We start from the raw sequence: 15,530 nt of genomic DNA, 5'->3' as shown, positions 1-15,530 counted from the left end.
CTGTGCGGCGGCGTGAACCTGGATCACGGCGGTCTGTTTGACCAGGCCGTCTTGCCCAGGCGGCGAACCCGCTCGCCGGCGATGTCCTCTGGAGCACCCTCATCATGCCTTTGACCATCTATGTCCTCGGGTGCGGCACGTTCGCCCAGGGCACCTCGGAGTTCATGCTCTCCGGGCTGCTGCCCTTCCTCGCCGAGGATCTGGACGTCTCGTTGTCCGAGGCGGGGCTGCTGGTCTCGGCGTTCGCGATCGGCATGGTCGTCGGAGCTCCGCTGCTGGCGCCGGCCACCCTGAAGCTGCCCCGCCGCGCGGCCCTGGTCGGCTTTCAGGCGATGTTCGTCGCCGGGCACGTGGCCGCCGCGCTCGTACCGCACTTCGGCTTCCTGCTGGTCATGCGGGTGGTCACGGGCATGGCGTACGCCGGGTTCTGGGCGCTCGCCTCGGTCACGGCGGTCTCCCTCGTCTCCGCGGACCGGCGCGGGAAGGCAATGTCCGTGGTCGTGTCCGGGCTGAGCCTGTCCATGATCCTCGGCGTTCCGGCCCGCACGCTGCTCGCGCAGCACGCCACATGGCAGGCCGCGTTCTGGGCGGTGGCCGTGACGGCCGCGCTGTCCGCGACCGCGGTGCTGCTCACCCTGCGCGCAGGGCACGACACGACGGCTTTGCGGCCGGGGCTGCGCGGGGAACTACGTTCCCTGGCCGTGCCGCGGCTGTGGGTCGCCTACGCCACTACTGCGCTGACCATCTCCGCGACGATCGCGATCTTCTCCTACCTCGGCGCCCTCCTTGAGGACGTCACGGGCCTGTCCGGGGGGCTCGTCCCGGTGGTGCTCGGCCTGTACGGGGTGGGCGCTCTGGCCGGCCTCACGGTGGGCGGCCGGATCGCGGACCGGGCGCCGTCCGGTGTCCTGCTGACCGGTATGGGCACGGTCACGGTCGTGGCCGTTGCCGTCGCGGTGACCGCGCACACGCCCGCGGCGGTGATCCCGCTCGCCGTCCTGCTGGCCGCCGGCGGCTTTGTGACCAACCCGGCGGTGAACGCCCGGGTGTTCGGCATCCTCGGCGAGACCAGGACGCTGGGCGGCGCCGTGAACATCGCGGCCTTCAACGTCGGCATCACCATCGCCCCCTGGATCGCCGGACTGGTCATCGACGCGGGCCCCGGCCTGGCAGGCATCGGCTGGGTCGGTGCGGCCTTCGCCCTGGCCGCCATCGCGAGCACGCTCCTTGACCGGCACCTCGCTCATCGTCCCCGGCGCATCACGCGCACCGCACCCCCGGTCGCTGACTCCCCCCGGTCCGCGACCGCCACACGGTGAGCCCACCGCACACAGCACCTCAAGGCCACCGGTTCATCAACCAGACAGTTCACCAGCGGAGGTTCACCATGAAAGCGATCGTGACACGGCGATTCGCCAACCCGCCCACGATGGCGGTGGAGGAGCGACCGAAGCCGACAGCCCGAGAGGGCTTCACGCTCGTCAGGATGCGCTCGGCGACGATCAACCAGCTCTCCAACACGATCCGGACCGGCGGCTTCGGCGTCCCGACGGCACCGCTCGTGCTCGGCAATGAGGGGGCCGGAATCGTCGAGGAAAGTGACCGGTTCGCTCCCGGCACCCGGGTGGCCATCTACGGTCACGCCGACCTCGGCATCAGCGAGGACGGGCTCTTCCAGCAGTGGGCGCCGGTACGGGACGACCGCCTCCTGCAACTGCCCGACACCGTGGACTGGGCAGAAGGGGCGGCGCTGACCGTCAACTACCTGACCGCCTACCTCGCACTCACCCAGGCCGCCACGGTACGCAGCGGACAGACCGTCCTGGTGTCCGGCGCCACCGGATCGCTGGGGCACGCCGTGATGCAGACCGGCCGCGCCCTCGGAGCGCGGCCGATCGCACTGGTCTCGTCCGCGCACAAAGCACGCCGGGCGGCCGAAGCCGGAGCGGCGGCGGTGATCGACTCCTCGTCTCAGGATCTCGGCGAGGCCGTCGCCGACCTCACCGACGGCCGAGGCGCCGACCTCGCCCTGGACCCGGTCGGCGGGGCGCGACTGGGCGAGTTGATCCGCTCCGTTCGCCGACACGGCACGGTCGTCTCCCTCGGATTCACCGGGGGCAAGCAGGCCACGGTCGACGTAGTGGATCTCCTCGTCGGCGAGAAGCACGTCACCGCCTACGCGGTGCACGGCGCTTCCGACGAGGAGATCACCAAGGCCTTGGACGACATCGGTCGCCTGGCCGCCGACGGCAGGCTGCGGCCGGTCATCGACAGCCGGATCGCCCTCGATGACTTCGAAGACGGCTACACGCGCCTGGCCTCACGGGAAGCCGTCGGTTCCATCGTCGTCGAACTCTGGTCCCGACATCTCGCCGCACCACCCACACCAACCCGAACCACCCACTTCACCCCATGCGAAGGGAACATCGACATGAGCACGATCGCACTGATCGGCAGCGGGCTGATCGGCAGCACCGTCGCCCGCCTGGCGATCGCAGCCGGACACGACGTCGTCCTCAGCAACCGCCGCGGCCCCCAGACACTGACGGGCCTGGTCGCGGAGCTGGGCCCGCAGGCCCGGGCGGCCACCCCAGCCGAAGCGGCGGCAGCGGGCGACATCGTCGTGGTGACCATCCCGCTGAACGCCTACCGGAGCGTCCCGGTCGGGCCGCTGCGCGGCAAGGTCGTCATCGACACCAACAACTACTACCCCGGACGTGACGGCCGCATCGCCCGCCTCGACGACGAGACCACCACGACCAGCGAGCTGCTCCAGGCCCATCTGCCCGAGTCGCGGGTGGTCAAGGCGATGAACAACATCTTCTACGTCCACCTTGGCAACCTTGCCCGGCCCACCGGCCACCCGGAACGCTCGGCCCTCGCCATCGCCGGCGACGACCAGGACGCCAAGAAGACCGTTACGGCGTTCCTCGGCTCGATCGGCTACGAGGCCCTGGACGCCGGCCCCCTCACCGAGGGGTGGCGCTTCCAGCGCGACACCGCCGCCTACAGCGAGCCGTACTTCAGCATCGGCCACAGCCTGACCGCCACCGCGCAGGGCGCCGACCCCGGCCCGGGACAGCCCGTCACCGCGGACACCCTGCGCCCCCCTGCTCACCGCAGCCGAGCGGTACCGCGACATGTGACCCGGCCCGCTCCGGCGCAGCCCCACCACCGACCACGGCCGGCCATGACACCGCGTGCCCCATGACCGCACGCGCGGCCGCCCGCAGCCGCTGCCCCCGGCCGGCCCGCCCTCTGCGCAAACCACTCCCTCAGCATTCAGGAACGAGGAGTTCGCCATGCCCCAGACCATCGCCTTCATCGGAAGCGGCAACATCGGCCGCACCCTCGCCCCCCTCGCCGTCGACGCCGGCCTCGACGTCGTCCTGAGCAACTCGCGCGGACCCGAGACCCTGGCCGACATCGTCGCCGATCTCGGCGAAGCCGCCCGCGCCGCCACCCCGGCCAAGGCCGCACAGGCCGCCGACCTCGTCGTCGTCTCCCTGCCCTTCCACGCCCACGACAAGCTCCCCGCCGATGTCCTCGCCGGCAAGACCGTCATCGACACGATGCACTACTTCCCCGAACGCGACGGCCGGATCGACGACCTGGAGGAGCGGCGCACCACCAGCAGCGAGCTGCTCCAGCTCCATCTGTCCGGATCACACGTCGTCAAGACACTCGGCAACATGGACTTCCTCCGCCTGTACGGCTCGGCCCGCCCCTCCGGACACCCCGAGCGCAGTGCCCTGCCCGTCACCGGCGACGACGTAAAGGCCAAGGCCGAGGTCGTGCGGTTCATGGACACCCTCGGCTACGACGCCCTCGACGTCGGCTCGCTCGCCGACAGCTGGCGCCACGAGGCAGGCACCCCTGTCAACGTCCTGCCCTACGTCGGTGAGCCGCCCAAGAGCATGACCCAGGAGCAGGCGCACGAGTGGATGTTCAACGGACCGTCCGCCGTCGTCAGCGCCGACCGGGTCAAGGAACTCACCGGCCGGGCCACCCAGACCGGCCGCGTCGGCCTCTATCTGGAGGACCTCTTCCCTGTTGGCCGCTGACCGGCTCCCGCCCCGTCACCCCAGGTCCTGGTCAGTGATGTCTTCCCTGGCGCCCCCGCCGCCCCGGACCCACCCCGGCACGACGGCCCCCGGGCCGTCGTCGCCTTCGGTGACCAGGCCGAAGCTGATGGCGCCTGACCAGATGGTTCGGGGCATGGCACACCTCCGCGACAGGCCCGAGCAGAACAGCCTACGAAGGGTGCGCGCGGCCCGCACCAGCTGGTCATGGTGGGGGAGTCGGCGGTTCGGCGGGCTGCTGTGTGGGTGCGGCAGGGTCTGGGGGCGGTGGGAGGGCGGTGACGGTCTGGTGCATGCGGGCGATGTGGTCCAGGCCTGCCCGGTGGCGGTTCGGGTCCTCGAGGAAGCGGTCTTCGTGCCGCCGCCGCATGGCCGCGGCACGGGTGTCGGAGTAGGCGGTGGCGAGGGTGGCGATACCCGAGGCCAGGGCAGGGAGAGCGGGGAGCAGGAGCGGGATCATGATCCACCACGGGGCGTCTGTGAGGGCCGAGCTTCCGGCGGCGAGGCCGGAGAGAAGGCTGGGCAGTGTCGGGGCGTTCATGGTCGGCTCCTGGCGGGGCGCGGTGAGCAGGACATGGGGGTGTCACCGCTTGTGGTTGCGGCGGGGCCGGGGGACAGCACCGGACGGGACAGAGGGTGTGGCAGGCATGGTGGTAGGGGCGGTGGTTAGCCGCGCAACCCCCGTCGGTGGGCAGCACTTTCGCCTGCTGCGCAGGCGTATTCGATAGCTGCGAGCTGCGGCTTCCTGCCCGCGCGAGATCTTGAAGCCGTGTTCTGTGACGGAAAAGGGAGTCGGTGACCTGTCGGCGTGGCGTGGCGTGGCGGGGCGGGGCTGGCGCGGCGACGGCGGCGCGTTGGGCCCGCACGCCGGAACTGGTGAGTCGATTGCCCGCTGGTTCGTGAGGGTGCTCTGCATCCTGCACCGGGGCTGACTTGGCTCCGCAACCTCGCCTGCCCAGCTGGGGCGGGCAGTGCCGGGGTGCGTCGCTCGGCAAGGAAATCGAACAAGTGATCTAATGCCGGTATGGACGACACCGACTTCCCCGACGACCTGCTGCAGACGCAACACGCCTGGAACGCCACCTACCGCGCGCTCGCCGCACCCCGCCCCTGCAACGTCACGGCGCTGCGCCGCCGACTGCTCCGGCTCTCCGTACGTCTGTGGTGGCACCCGTACTGGACGCGGGCGGAGGTTCCGGCCGGCCGGGAGGAGCTGCGCCGCCGGGGCCGTTCGCTGGAGCGGCAGCCGTGAACCGGCGGCCGCAGCACCTGACGGCGCGGGAGGAGGAGAGCTTCGCGCGATCCGCCACTCCGTCCAGGACCGCGGTGAGGCACTCTCGGTGCGCGAGCCGGCACGGGAGCCCGGGCCGCGCAGCCCGGTATCGGTGGCCTGTCACCCGGCTGACCTGGAGGAGCACCGTGCGTTGGTCCGCGACGGGCGCAGCTGGCTGACATGCCGTCTGACCGGCTGGAGGCACCGGGCGGCTCCGCAGTGCGCGTTTTCGGGAGCGTCCTTCCTCCCTCGGGCGCACGGCGAGGGCGCGGTGGCCGGACGAGAGCTGGTCGCACGTGCGACCAGGGTCAGCTGAAGAACTGACGCTGGATCGGCACCCGTGAGATCACTGAGCCCGCATCGCGCCGCGCAGGGACGGCTGGAGTTCCCCTGAGGGGCCGGACAAACGGGAAGCGGTGAGCGGCCCTCACGCGCGACGATGGGGCATGCGCCCCGACGACTGGCATCTCACCCACGACCTCGACGCGTTCCTCGACCGCGCCGGGGACTTCCTGCGGACCCGCCCCGCCCTGCACACGGTCCCGCTGACCGTGACCGAGGGCCTGCGTCGCAGGGGCCTGCGCGTGTACGGCGCGGAGGACCCCCTCTTCGGCACGCTGGACACGGACGGCAGGATCCGCGCGGTGTTCTTTCGCACGCCACCGCACCGGATCTACCTCACCTCCCTGGCGGAGGAGGAGGCCGAGGCCCTCGCCGCGCGCCTGGCGGCCGCCGGTCATCGTCTGCCCGGCGTCACGGCCGACCGCGACACCGCGGCGGCTTTCGCGGCGGCCTGGCAACGGCGGACCGGCACGGCGTCGCACCTGAGCGAGCGCCAGCGCCTCCACCGGCTCGCCGAGTTGGCGGCGCCGGGGCCGGCTCCGGCGGGCCGCGCGCGCGTCGCCACCGCAGCCGACCGCGACCTGCTGGTGCGCTGGCACGACGCGTTCTCGGACGACATCGGCGGGCGCAACGCCCAGGACAGCGCCGGCTGGGCCGACTCCCGGATCGCTCACGGCGGCGTCACCTTCTGGGAGACGGCCGACGGCACCCCCGTCTCCATGGCCGGCGTCACCCCGGAGGTGGCCGGCCAGATCCGGGTCGCCCCCGTCTACACCCCTGCAGGGCTGCGCGGCCGGGGCTACGCGGGCGCGGCGACGGCCGAGGTGAGCCGCGTCGCGCTGGCCTCCGGAGCACAGGTGCTCCTCTTCACCGACCTGGCCAACCCGACGAGCAACGCGCTCTACCGGCGCATCGGATACCGCCCGGTGGCGGACTTCGCGGTGTACGACTTCACGGCGCGGCCGGGGTCTTCGCCGTGATTCCGGGCGGGAGCACCCACCGGCATGGCTTCGGGCGGGAGCCCCCGCATCCCCGGGCGGAGTCCGGCTGGCCATGTGCAGCGAGAACCCAGGTCCGGGCGTCTGGACCGGATGGCGAGTGGCACACCTCTGGAACCCAACGGGCGGTAGCGCGAAGCCCGCGAACGGGACGGCTCTCCCGCCGGGGGCCAGTTGAGGACCTGGAGTTCCGCGAGAGGGACCTGGATCTGGGTCTGCCGGGTTTCGGTGAGCTGGCGTGGTCGGGCTCTGGTCGACCCACATCCACATCGGCATCCCCACCAGGTACCGCCCCGCAGGGCGGGGGCCGGCGATGTCGGGGCCGGCGAGCTCATGGAGTCGACGGCCCGCTGGGCGAGGATAGCCGGGTCGACGGCGGCCGCTGCGGGCGGTGGGTCGGCGAGCCATTGGTTGCGGACGATGGTGTCGAGGCTGTCGAGGTAGTGGCAGGTCTGTTTGCAGACGGCGCCGTCGCCGGGCGTGTGTCCTTTCCAGTTCAGGGATTCGGCCGGGGGCTGCGGTGAGAGCAGCTCGTACACACACGTCCACGGATTGCTGCCGGTGGCGCTCCCGCTGCCGCCCTGCGGCTCACTGCCTGCCTGGCCGCCGGTAGCCCTCGTTTCCAGGCACGTCTGGTCATCTGCAGGTGGCGATGGCGGTGGAGAAGACGCTGGCGAGGGTGAGTGCGGCGGTGAAGGCAACGGCTGCACGGATGAGAGCGGTGGGGTAGCCGGCGCCGTCCAGGCGGGCCAACTTTCCCGCGCCGGCAGCTACTAGTACGCAGACGACGACCACCAGCGCGATGGTGAGCAGAAGGGTAGCGAAGTTGTTCACGAGGTCCTCCACGGTGCGGCCGGCCGGAGTGCCGACAACTGAGACGGTGCCGGTGTTGGTGTGCAGCCGGGTTCGTTCTGAACGGTGTTGAACAATGCGGTGCAGTGTTGAACACACGGCCGCGGAGTGCGGGATCGTTGCACCGGGGGTGAGGCGATGACACCGCAGGAAGCTCTGGCTGAGTTGCGCCGACGGGTGGACCGGGCGCGGGCCGATGCTGGGCTGACCAAGACCGCGCTGGCCGCTCGCACATCCCTGGGACGTGTGCGGATCTCGCGTACCACTGTCCAGCAGTTCTTCCGGGCCGACGGGCCCCTCCCGAGCGTGGACACCGTCACCGCGCTCGCCGCAGCGTTGAATCTCGATGCCCTGCCCCTGCTGGATCTGCGTGATCTGGTCGTCCGTACGTCTGACAGGACGGCCAGTGAAGGAAAGCGCAGTACGCTGTCCGGCCCACACTCGCCTCGCCTGCTGCGGGGCCCGGGCCCCAACCCGCGGTTGATCGGGCCGATCCCGCCCGCCGCGCTGGCGTTCCAGCACCGTGATGAGGCTGACCGGCTGCGCGCCATGTTGGACGGCGGCGGGACCGCCGTCCTCCACGGCCGCCCGGTGGGCGGAATGCCCTTTGGCGGTGCGCTGGTCGGGATGGGAGGCGTCGGTAAATCTCAGCTTGCCGCTGACTACGCCCGCACCACGCTCGCAGAGGGAGCGGTGGACCTGGTGGTGTGGGTGACCGCCACCGACCGCTCTGCGGTCATCGACCGCTTCGCCCAGGCCGGCAGGGAACTCTGTCCCACCGGAGGAGGCAATCCGGAACAGGCCGCGCACGCCTTCCTGGCCTGGCTCACACCCAGGGCCTCGACTGCCGCGCCGGTGCGGTGGTTGGTGGTGCTGGATGACCTCACGCAACCCACAGACCTGGACGGGCTGTGGCCGCCGGACAGCCCCGACGGCCGCACCTTGATCACTACCCGACGTCAGGACGCCGCCCTCATCGGCCCAGGACGTATCCGGCTGGAAGTCGGTGTCTTTACTCCTGAGCAGGCAACTGCTCATCTCGCTGATGCCCTCGTGGCCTACGGACGCAGTGACCCTTGTGAGGAGTTGGCGATGCTGGCCGCGGACCTCGGCTATCTGCCGTTGGCCGTGTCCCAGGCTGCCGCCTACCTCTGTGACACGGGCGCCACCGTTGCCTCGTACCGGCAGGCGCTCGCCGACCGCGTCACCGCTCTGCGGGAACTGGCCCCCGACGTTCTGCCTGACCAGCAGCCCCACACCGTCGCCGCTGCGTGGGTCCTGTCCATCGATCACGCCGATACTCTCCGCCCGGCCGGCCTCGCCCGCCTGCTCCTCCAACTTGCCGCCCACCTCGGCCCCAACGGCATCCCCCATACCGCTCTCACCAGTGCGCCCGCCCGCACCTACCTCACCGACCACCGCAGCCCACAGCCCCAGCGGCTGTCCCTGCCCGAGACAGTGCTCCCGTCTGCCGGTACTGAGCCGGTTTCAGTGGCCGACACTGAGCGGGCGATCAGTGTGCTGCGACGGCTCAGTCTCATCACCCACACGCCCGAGACTCCCTCCACCGCCGTGCGCGTCCACCAACTCCTCCAGCACGCCGTGCGCGACACTCTTCCGTCCAGCCGGCGCGACGAAGCCGCCCGCACCGCGGCCGACGCACTGCTCACCGTCTGGCCCAGCATTGAACGCGACACCCACCTCGCCCAGGTGCTGCGTGCCAACGCCACAGCCCTCACCGCACATGCCCGCGACGCCCTCTTCCGGCCGGAGGCGCACGAGGTCCTGTTCCGCGCCGGCAACAGCCTCGGTGAGGCAGGCCAGGTCACCGCCGCCCGGGACCACTTCCGGCACCTCATCACCACCACCACGGCCCACCTCGGCGACGACCACCGCGATACCCTCATGGCGCGCAGCCGACTTGCCCGATGGCAGGGGGCGGCGGGGGACGCGGCCGGTGCCGCCGCCGCATCGGCCAGCCTGCTGACCGACCGTATTCGCATCCTGGGCGAAGACCACCCGCACACTCTCGCCACACGCGGCAACCTCGCACACTGGCGGGGGACGGCCGGCGATGCGGCCGGGGCTGCAGTCGCAGCCGCCGACCTGTTGGCCGACCGCATCCGACTCCTGGGCGAAGACCACCCCGACACCCTGATAGCCCGTAGCAATCTCGCCCGATGGCGGGGAGAAGCAGGAGACGCGGCCGGGGCCGCGGCCGCCTTCACCGAACTCGTGGACGACATGCTCAGAGTGCTGGGCCATGACCACCCCTACACCCTTGCTGCGCGCGGCAGCCTTGCTCGATGGAGGGGGGAAGCGGGCGATGCGGCCGGAGCCGCAGCCCAGGCAGCGGACCTGCTGGCCGACCGGATCCGAGTCCTCGGACAAACCCATCCTCACACCCTCGCTACTCGCGGCCACCTCGCCCGATGGAAGGGGGAAGCAGGAGACGCGGCCGAGGCCGCATCGGCCTTCACCGATCTCATCGACGACATCGCCCGAGTGCTGGGCGAGAACCACTCCTACACCCTCACTGCCCGACGCAACCTTGCTCTGTGGCGGGAAGCGGCGGGAAAAGACCGCACTCAGGGGACAGACTGACCCCGCAAGCCCTTTTCCGCGTGCAGCAGATCTCCCACGGCCCGTCCGGCACCAGCCGCTCAACTATGTCCATGCCCAAAGCAACGAGCGACAGCCAATCAAGACATTGAGATACCGACTGAGGCGTCGCCCCGTTGCTTTAAGCGGCCTTGGGGCAGGTCACATGGGCGAACTTCGAGGTGACGGTGTACGTGTCGTTGGGGACGCCGGTGAACTCGAAGAAGCCGCCATTGATCGTGACGGTCGTGTCCACCACAGCACCCTTGGAATTCTTCAACGTGACGGTCTCGACCTCCGGGAACCCCCGGCCGGATACGCCGTAGGTATTTCCCGGGCCCTTGGTGACCGTGCACTTGATGGCTGCTTCGTCGTCCGACACGAACTTCCGACAGGATGCGGTGGCTGTTTTCCCGGTGGCGCGGTAGTTGTCGTTCGGCAGCCCAGTAACCTCGAAGAATCCTCCCGTGATCGCCTTGGTCACGCGCACCACGGTGCCCTTGGAATTCCGCACGGTGATTTTGTCGCCCGCCTTGAATCCTTTACCCGACACTCCGAAGCGACCACCAGGGCCTTCGGACACCTTGCAGGTGGCTTTGGGCGCGGCCTTCACCGCGGCGTCAGCATTCGAGAAGGTGACCGCGGTCCATCCACTGAAGGCCATAGCTGACGTCAGTACGGACACGAGAATCTTCTTACGCATGGGTTTCTCCCTGCTTCTGACAGACGAAGAGATTGGAGATCCGAAGCCGCGGCACTGCCTGCGGTCTAGCGGAAGAACGTACCTCGATGCCCCACCCGATATATCATTATTCCACCAGGTGCGACCGCCTGCATGTTGGGTCTCCCGCCCCGGCCAGAGGCCCATAGCCCGAATTGCAGCCCGGGCGACGTGGACCGTGCCGAGGTAGTTGAGCGCATGGCCCGTTCCAAGACAATGTCTTGATTGGCTGTCGCTCGTTGCTTTGGGCATGGACATAGTTGAGCGGCTGGTGCCGGACGGGCTGTGGGCCAAGCTGCACCGCGTGGCCGGCGGAGGCCCGGCTCAAGGGAGGCAGGTAGAGCTGCCGATCCGAGATCAGCGCGTCGCCCAGGGCGTTACGGGCTTTGTCCGCGGTGCCGTCGCCTTGACCGGCTCGGCGCGAACGGCGAACTGGGCTGGTCGCGTTGTGTGGCGGGCGTCGTCGTAGGCAGAAGTGAGAGGGGTCCAGGCCTTTGTGCGGGTGTCGTAAGTGGAACGTCAAGATCGGCTCCTGGCCGGCCAAGGCACGCACGAAGCACCGCGCCGGCCAACTGCCCGATGCCGACGTACGCTTGGTCGCCGCGCTCTTCGACGGGGACCGGACGACCGAGGAGGCTGTCCCGGCCGCCGTCGCGTAGGCAGTCCGGCTCGCTTCACACGCTGCGGGTGCGCACCGCTGTTCGCCGACGCGATCAGCAGGGGGTTCTTTGCCCTAGCCGTCGTGCTGGGCTTCAAGCGCGCACACGCCCCCGACGCCGGAGACTTCTACACGAGCAGTTCGCCGTCGATGACCGTGACTGCGCGGCCGGTGAGGAGGGTGCGGTCGCCGCGCAGTTCGGTGCGGACGAGACCGGAGCGCGGGGACGCCTGGAGGCCGGTGAGACCGGGGCGGCCGAGGCGCTCGGACCAGTACGGGGCGAGCGCCGTGTGGGCGCCACCGGTGACGGGGTCCTCGTCGATGCCGATGTTCGGGAAGAAGCAGCGTGAGACGAAGTCGTAGCCCCGGGAGGGGTCTTCGGCGCGGGCGGTCGCGATGATGCCGTGCCGCGCGTACCGCGCGAGGGCCGCGTGGTCGGGGGTGAGCCCGCGGACCGTCTTCTCGTCGGCGACCTCGATCACCAGGTTGCCGACGTTCGGGCCCGTGTCGTGGGACGTCAGCGGTTCGGCGCCCAGCGCTTCGGCGACTTCGTCCGGGACGGTGACCGGGATCAGCGGCGCGGTAGGGAAGTCCAGTGTGATCGAACCGTCCTCGCCGGGAGTGGCGATGAGGACACCGCTGCGCGTGGCGAACCGCACCAGCCCCTCGTGGGCGCCCGTGGTGTGCAGGATGTGCGCGGTCGCCAGCGTCGCGTGTCCGCACATCGGGACCTCGGTGGTGGGCGTGAACCAGCGCAGCGCCCAGTCCGCCTCGCCGCCTGGGGGAAGGCGCCGGGCGAACGCCGTCTCGGCGTGATTGACCTCAAGGGCCACACTCTGGAGCCAGGCGTCGTCGGGGAAGGAGTCGAGGAGCATGACCCCGGCGGGGTTGCCGGCGAAGGGGCGGTCGGTGAAGGCGTCGACGATTCGGATGCGCATGGGGCGACGCTAGCCGCCGGGTGGACCTACACGACAAGGCCAATCGCGGGGAGGTGGACCGACCGGGGGAGGGGGGCTGGGCCGAAGATCCTGGTCCGGAGCTACGCGATCCGCCACCGCAGGGCATCGCGGGCAGACTCAAGGCAGCGGAGAAGGTCGGCCTGGGGATCCGGTGAGATCATCCGGCCGGTCCGCCGCTCGTGCGATCCATGTCCGCCACTTTGCCTGCCTGGCATGCGAACGGGGTCGTCCGACGACACATCGCTCTCTCGCCCGGACGGCCCGCCCCCGGTGAGGTCAAGCGCCTCCCGGCTCAACGAAGTTCGGCCGGACTCACCGAGGTCTGATCCGCGCGTGGCGGGTTGGTCCGAGGGGGTGCCTCCGGCCCTTCGTCAAGGCTGAGCGGGTCGTGCGGAGGCGGTTTCGGGGGCGCGGGGTCTGTAGAGGTGCCTCAGGAGCCTTCCGCGAAGCGTGCGCCTGGCCCGGGCGTGCGGCAAACGTCTTCCGGGGCGAGGTGGTTGTGCCCCGCAGCGCACTCGAGGACGATCTTGACCGGCTCATCGCATGAGCTCGCATCGTCGACGGGCCGGTGCCGGACGATGACCGACGGACCCTGCGGGTCGGCGAGGTAGGTGTCGCCCCATTCCAGGAGCGCCACGAGCGTGGGCCGCAACGCCCGGCCCTGCTCGGTGAGCTCGTAGGCGAAGCGCTGCCGGTCCCCGGGCTCCTGGTACGGGGCCGGCCGCGCAGGCCACGGATGTGGGGAATGGCGTCCAGCAGTGGCATGAGCTGGGTGACGTCATGGCGGTTTCCGCTGGTCAAAGAGATGGCGAGCGGGGTGCCGTGCCGGTCGACGATGAGGTGGTGTTTGCTGCCGGGCCGGGCCCGGTCGACCGGCGAAGGTCCGGTGTGAGCCCCCCTTTGAGGGCTCTGACGTGCGAACCGTCGATCGCGGTGTCGTCCATGTCCGGCAGTCCGGCAGACCGGCAGACCGGTAGACCGGCAGACCGGTAGACCGGCAGACCGGTGGACCGGCAGCCCGCAGCGCGGCCAGCAGTACCTCGTGCAGCTGCGGCCAGACGCCGGCCTCGGTCCAGTCCCGCAGACGCCGCCGGGCTGTCACTCCGCTGCAGCCGACCTGTTCAGCCGGAACGTCCCGCCAGCTCACACTCTTGCACGGCACGTAGTCGATGCCTCTACTCGGTGCCGGTCCGGCTGATCGGCAAGCGGGTCCGGGTCGTGCTGTATGCCTCCCACCTGGTGATTGACGACCGAGACGTGGAAGTGGCACGGCACGAGCGGCTGATCGCGAAGGGCAGCTGCTGCCTGGATCTGGACCACTGCCTCGAGGCCCTGATCCGCAAGCCAGGTGCTTTCCCCGGCGCCACCGCGCTCGAACAAGCCCGCTCCGCGGGCAAGTTCACCCCGGTCCATGACGCCTGGTGGGCCGCGGCGGTCAAGGCCCACGGAGACAACGCCGGGACCAGGGCCCTGATCGAGGTGCTGCTGCTGGCCCGCCACGTCTCTCACGAGCACCTCGTCGCCGGTCTGGCGACTGCTCTGCGGGCTGGGGCCCTGACCGCGGACGCGGTCGCGCTCGAGGCCCGCAAGGTCACCCAGGCCGAGGACGAGTCGGCCGGTCGCGCGGCGCGGGCCGGAGCCGCTGGCGAGGCGACGGTGACGTTTCTGCACGAGTGGCGGCTCGCGCATCTTCCCCCGGACACCAGGCCGCTGCCCTCGGTGACCCACTACGACCAACCGCTCCGACGCCGTCGCGCCAGCGGCGGTGAACACCGCGAGGAAGAATCACAGTGACGGAGTGAGGTCAGGTGGTCGGGCCGCCCGCGACCCACTCGCTCCACGGCATGTTCCAGTCGCTGAGGCCGTTGTCCGGGGCCAACGTGGTCTTGTCCGTGGAGTTCTTGACGATCACGACGTCACCGATCATCGAGTGGTCGAAGAACCACGCGGCGGGCAGGCTGTCGTGGTCGCCGCCCCTGACATCCTTCAGGCCTACGCAGCCGTGGCTGGTGTTGACCTTGCCGAAGACCGAGCCGGTACCCCAGTAGTTGCCGTGGATGAACGTGCCCGAGTCGGTCAGGCGCATGGCGTGCGGTACGGCCTTGATGTCGTACGAGGGCTTGCCGTCCTTCTCCGTGAGGCCGACGCTCGCGCCGTTCATGTGGATGTGCTTGAACTTCTCGGAGATCACCATCTGGCCGTTGTACGTCGGGTGCTCGAGGCTGCCTGACGAGATCGGGATGGTCTTGATCGTCTTGCCGTCCCGGACGACGGTCATCTGTTTCGTCTTCGCGTCCACAGTGCTGATCTGGCTTCGGCCGATCTTGAACGTGACGGTCTTCTGGAGGCCGTGGCGGTTGAGCGAGACGGTGACGGTGGAGCCGGATTTCCAGTACTTCTCGGGGCGGAAGTCCAGGCGGTGGTCGTTGAACCAGTGACCGACGACCCGCTGGCCGCTGCTGGAGCTGACCTGGATCTCCGACTGCACGGCGGCCTTGTCACTGATCGCCGTGTTGAAGGTCACCGACACCGGCATGCCCGCGCCGACGGTCGAGCCGTCCATGGGGGAGACGTGCCCGATGAAGTCGTTGGCCGGGGAGACCGTGGTGATCGTGGCGTTCCCGGTGGCGGAGCGGCCCTTGGCGTCCTCGGCCTCTGCGGTGATCTCGTACTTGGCGGCACGCTCCAGTCGGCCGTTCGGTTTCCAGGCGGTGCCGTCCGCGGACAGGGTGCCCCGGATCTCGGCGCCGGTCGCGACAGCGGTCATGGTCACCTTGGTGAGCTTGCCGTTACTGGCGGTTACGCCGACTGGACCGTTGATCCCGACGTTGTAGGCGCCTTGCCCGGGCGTGATCTTTATTCGGGCGTCGGAGGCCTTCTGGGTGCCTGCCTTGTCTGCCGGCGCCTGCGATGCCGGTTGGTTCCCGGCATCGTTGCCGCCGGTGGCGGCGATACTCGTGCCGCCCAGTGCCGTGACTGCGAGTACGCCCCCGAGCACTCCGGCCGTAGCCATCTGCCCGGTGCGTCGTCCGTAGAGCGTGATC

General features: G+C 70.1%; 13 protein-coding genes and 3 pseudogenes. 7 read left to right on the top strand and 9 right to left on the bottom strand.

Going from position 1 to position 15,530, the window contains the following annotated elements:
- Window positions 1–104 precede the first annotated feature (104 nt).
- The 3 genes from ABT070_RS07515 to ABT070_RS07505 all read left to right on the top strand — a co-directional run bounded on the left by ABT070_RS07515 (window position 105) and on the right by ABT070_RS07505 (window position 4,064).
- The gene (locus ABT070_RS07515) at window positions 105–1,319 is read left to right on the top strand and encodes a Cmx/CmrA family chloramphenicol efflux MFS transporter (RefSeq protein ID WP_351756099.1); all 1,215 of its coding nucleotides are present in this window, start codon (window positions 105–107) and stop codon (window positions 1,317–1,319) included.
- Window positions 1,320–1,387: 68 nt separating this feature from the next.
- On the top strand, window positions 1,388–3,211 hold the full coding sequence (locus ABT070_RS07510; RefSeq protein ID WP_351756096.1) for a zinc-binding dehydrogenase: 1,824 nt from the start codon (window positions 1,388–1,390) through the stop codon (window positions 3,209–3,211).
- Between the two features lie 91 nt (window positions 3,212–3,302).
- The gene (locus ABT070_RS07505; protein WP_351756093.1) at window positions 3,303–4,064 is read left to right on the top strand and encodes an NADPH-dependent F420 reductase; all 762 of its coding nucleotides are present in this window, start codon (window positions 3,303–3,305) and stop codon (window positions 4,062–4,064) included.
- A gap of 15 nt (window positions 4,065–4,079) precedes the next feature.
- Here the strand turns inward: ABT070_RS07505 and ABT070_RS07500 are convergent, their stop codons facing one another.
- On the bottom strand, window positions 4,080–4,220 hold the full coding sequence (locus ABT070_RS07500; RefSeq protein ID WP_351756091.1) for a hypothetical protein: 141 nt from the start codon (window positions 4,218–4,220) through the stop codon (window positions 4,080–4,082).
- Window positions 4,221–4,287: 67 nt separating this feature from the next.
- Window positions 4,288–4,623, bottom strand: coding sequence for a hypothetical protein (locus ABT070_RS07495; protein WP_351756089.1), 336 nt, complete (start codon window positions 4,621–4,623; stop codon window positions 4,288–4,290).
- Window positions 4,624–5,106: 483 nt separating this feature from the next.
- Here ABT070_RS07495 and ABT070_RS07490 point away from each other — a divergent pair, with 483 nt between their 5' ends.
- A complete protein-coding gene (locus tag ABT070_RS07490; RefSeq protein WP_351756086.1) occupies window positions 5,107–5,334 on the top strand; it encodes a DUF8825 domain-containing protein in 228 nt (75 codons plus the stop codon).
- 467 nt (window positions 5,335–5,801) lie between these two features.
- Window positions 5,802–6,677: a GNAT family N-acetyltransferase gene (locus tag ABT070_RS07485; protein ID WP_351756083.1), complete on the top strand. Its 876-nt coding sequence runs from the start codon at window positions 5,802–5,804 to the stop codon at window positions 6,675–6,677.
- Between the two features lie 654 nt (window positions 6,678–7,331).
- Here ABT070_RS07485 and ABT070_RS07480 read toward each other — a convergent pair.
- Window positions 7,332–7,529 (bottom strand): hypothetical protein, encoded by a 198-nt coding sequence (locus tag ABT070_RS07480; RefSeq protein WP_351756081.1) that lies wholly within the window; start codon window positions 7,527–7,529, stop codon window positions 7,332–7,334.
- 156 nt (window positions 7,530–7,685) lie between these two features.
- On the opposite strand from ABT070_RS07480, the gene ABT070_RS07475 reads away from it, so the two are divergent.
- Window positions 7,686–10,151, top strand: coding sequence for a tetratricopeptide repeat protein (locus tag ABT070_RS07475; protein ID WP_351756079.1), 2,466 nt, complete (start codon window positions 7,686–7,688; stop codon window positions 10,149–10,151).
- A gap of 139 nt (window positions 10,152–10,290) precedes the next feature.
- Here ABT070_RS07475 and ABT070_RS07470 read toward each other — a convergent pair whose 3' ends face one another.
- The 5 genes and pseudogenes from ABT070_RS07470 to ABT070_RS46240 form a co-directional block, all read right to left on the bottom strand.
- Entirely contained in the window at window positions 10,291–10,851 is a 561-nt protein-coding gene (locus ABT070_RS07470; protein WP_351756076.1) for a hypothetical protein, read from the bottom strand.
- Window positions 10,852–11,655: 804 nt separating this feature from the next.
- Window positions 11,656–12,465, bottom strand: coding sequence for a PhzF family phenazine biosynthesis protein (locus ABT070_RS07465; RefSeq protein ID WP_351756075.1), 810 nt, complete (start codon window positions 12,463–12,465; stop codon window positions 11,656–11,658).
- A 451-nt stretch (window positions 12,466–12,916) separates the two neighbouring features.
- A pseudogene (locus ABT070_RS07460) lies at window positions 12,917–13,165 on the bottom strand (winged helix-turn-helix transcriptional regulator); the annotation flags it as partial.
- A 35-nt stretch (window positions 13,166–13,200) separates the two neighbouring features.
- Window positions 13,201–13,455, bottom strand: a pseudogene (locus tag ABT070_RS46245) (transposase); the annotation flags it as partial.
- 40 nt (window positions 13,456–13,495) lie between these two features.
- A pseudogene (locus ABT070_RS46240) lies at window positions 13,496–13,609 on the bottom strand (IS5/IS1182 family transposase); the annotation flags it as partial.
- Window positions 13,610–13,668: 59 nt separating this feature from the next.
- On the opposite strand from ABT070_RS46240, the gene ABT070_RS07450 reads away from it, so the two are divergent.
- Complete coding sequence (locus ABT070_RS07450) at window positions 13,669–14,280, top strand: hypothetical protein (RefSeq protein ID WP_351756072.1); 612 nt, start codon at window positions 13,669–13,671, stop codon at window positions 14,278–14,280.
- Between the two features lie 10 nt (window positions 14,281–14,290).
- Here the strand turns inward: ABT070_RS07450 and ABT070_RS07445 are convergent, their stop codons facing one another.
- Window positions 14,291–15,499: a L,D-transpeptidase gene (locus tag ABT070_RS07445; RefSeq protein WP_351757306.1), complete on the bottom strand. Its 1,209-nt coding sequence runs from the start codon at window positions 15,497–15,499 to the stop codon at window positions 14,291–14,293.
- Window positions 15,500–15,530 lie beyond the last annotated feature (31 nt).

Origin of the sequence: Streptomyces sp. NPDC002884 (assembly GCF_040295245.1) — a bacterium.
Classification (GTDB): domain Bacteria; phylum Actinomycetota; class Actinomycetes; order Streptomycetales; family Streptomycetaceae; genus Streptomyces.
The sequence above is the reverse complement of the archived record's forward strand: the minus strand, read 5'-3'. Positions and strand labels throughout refer to the sequence as shown.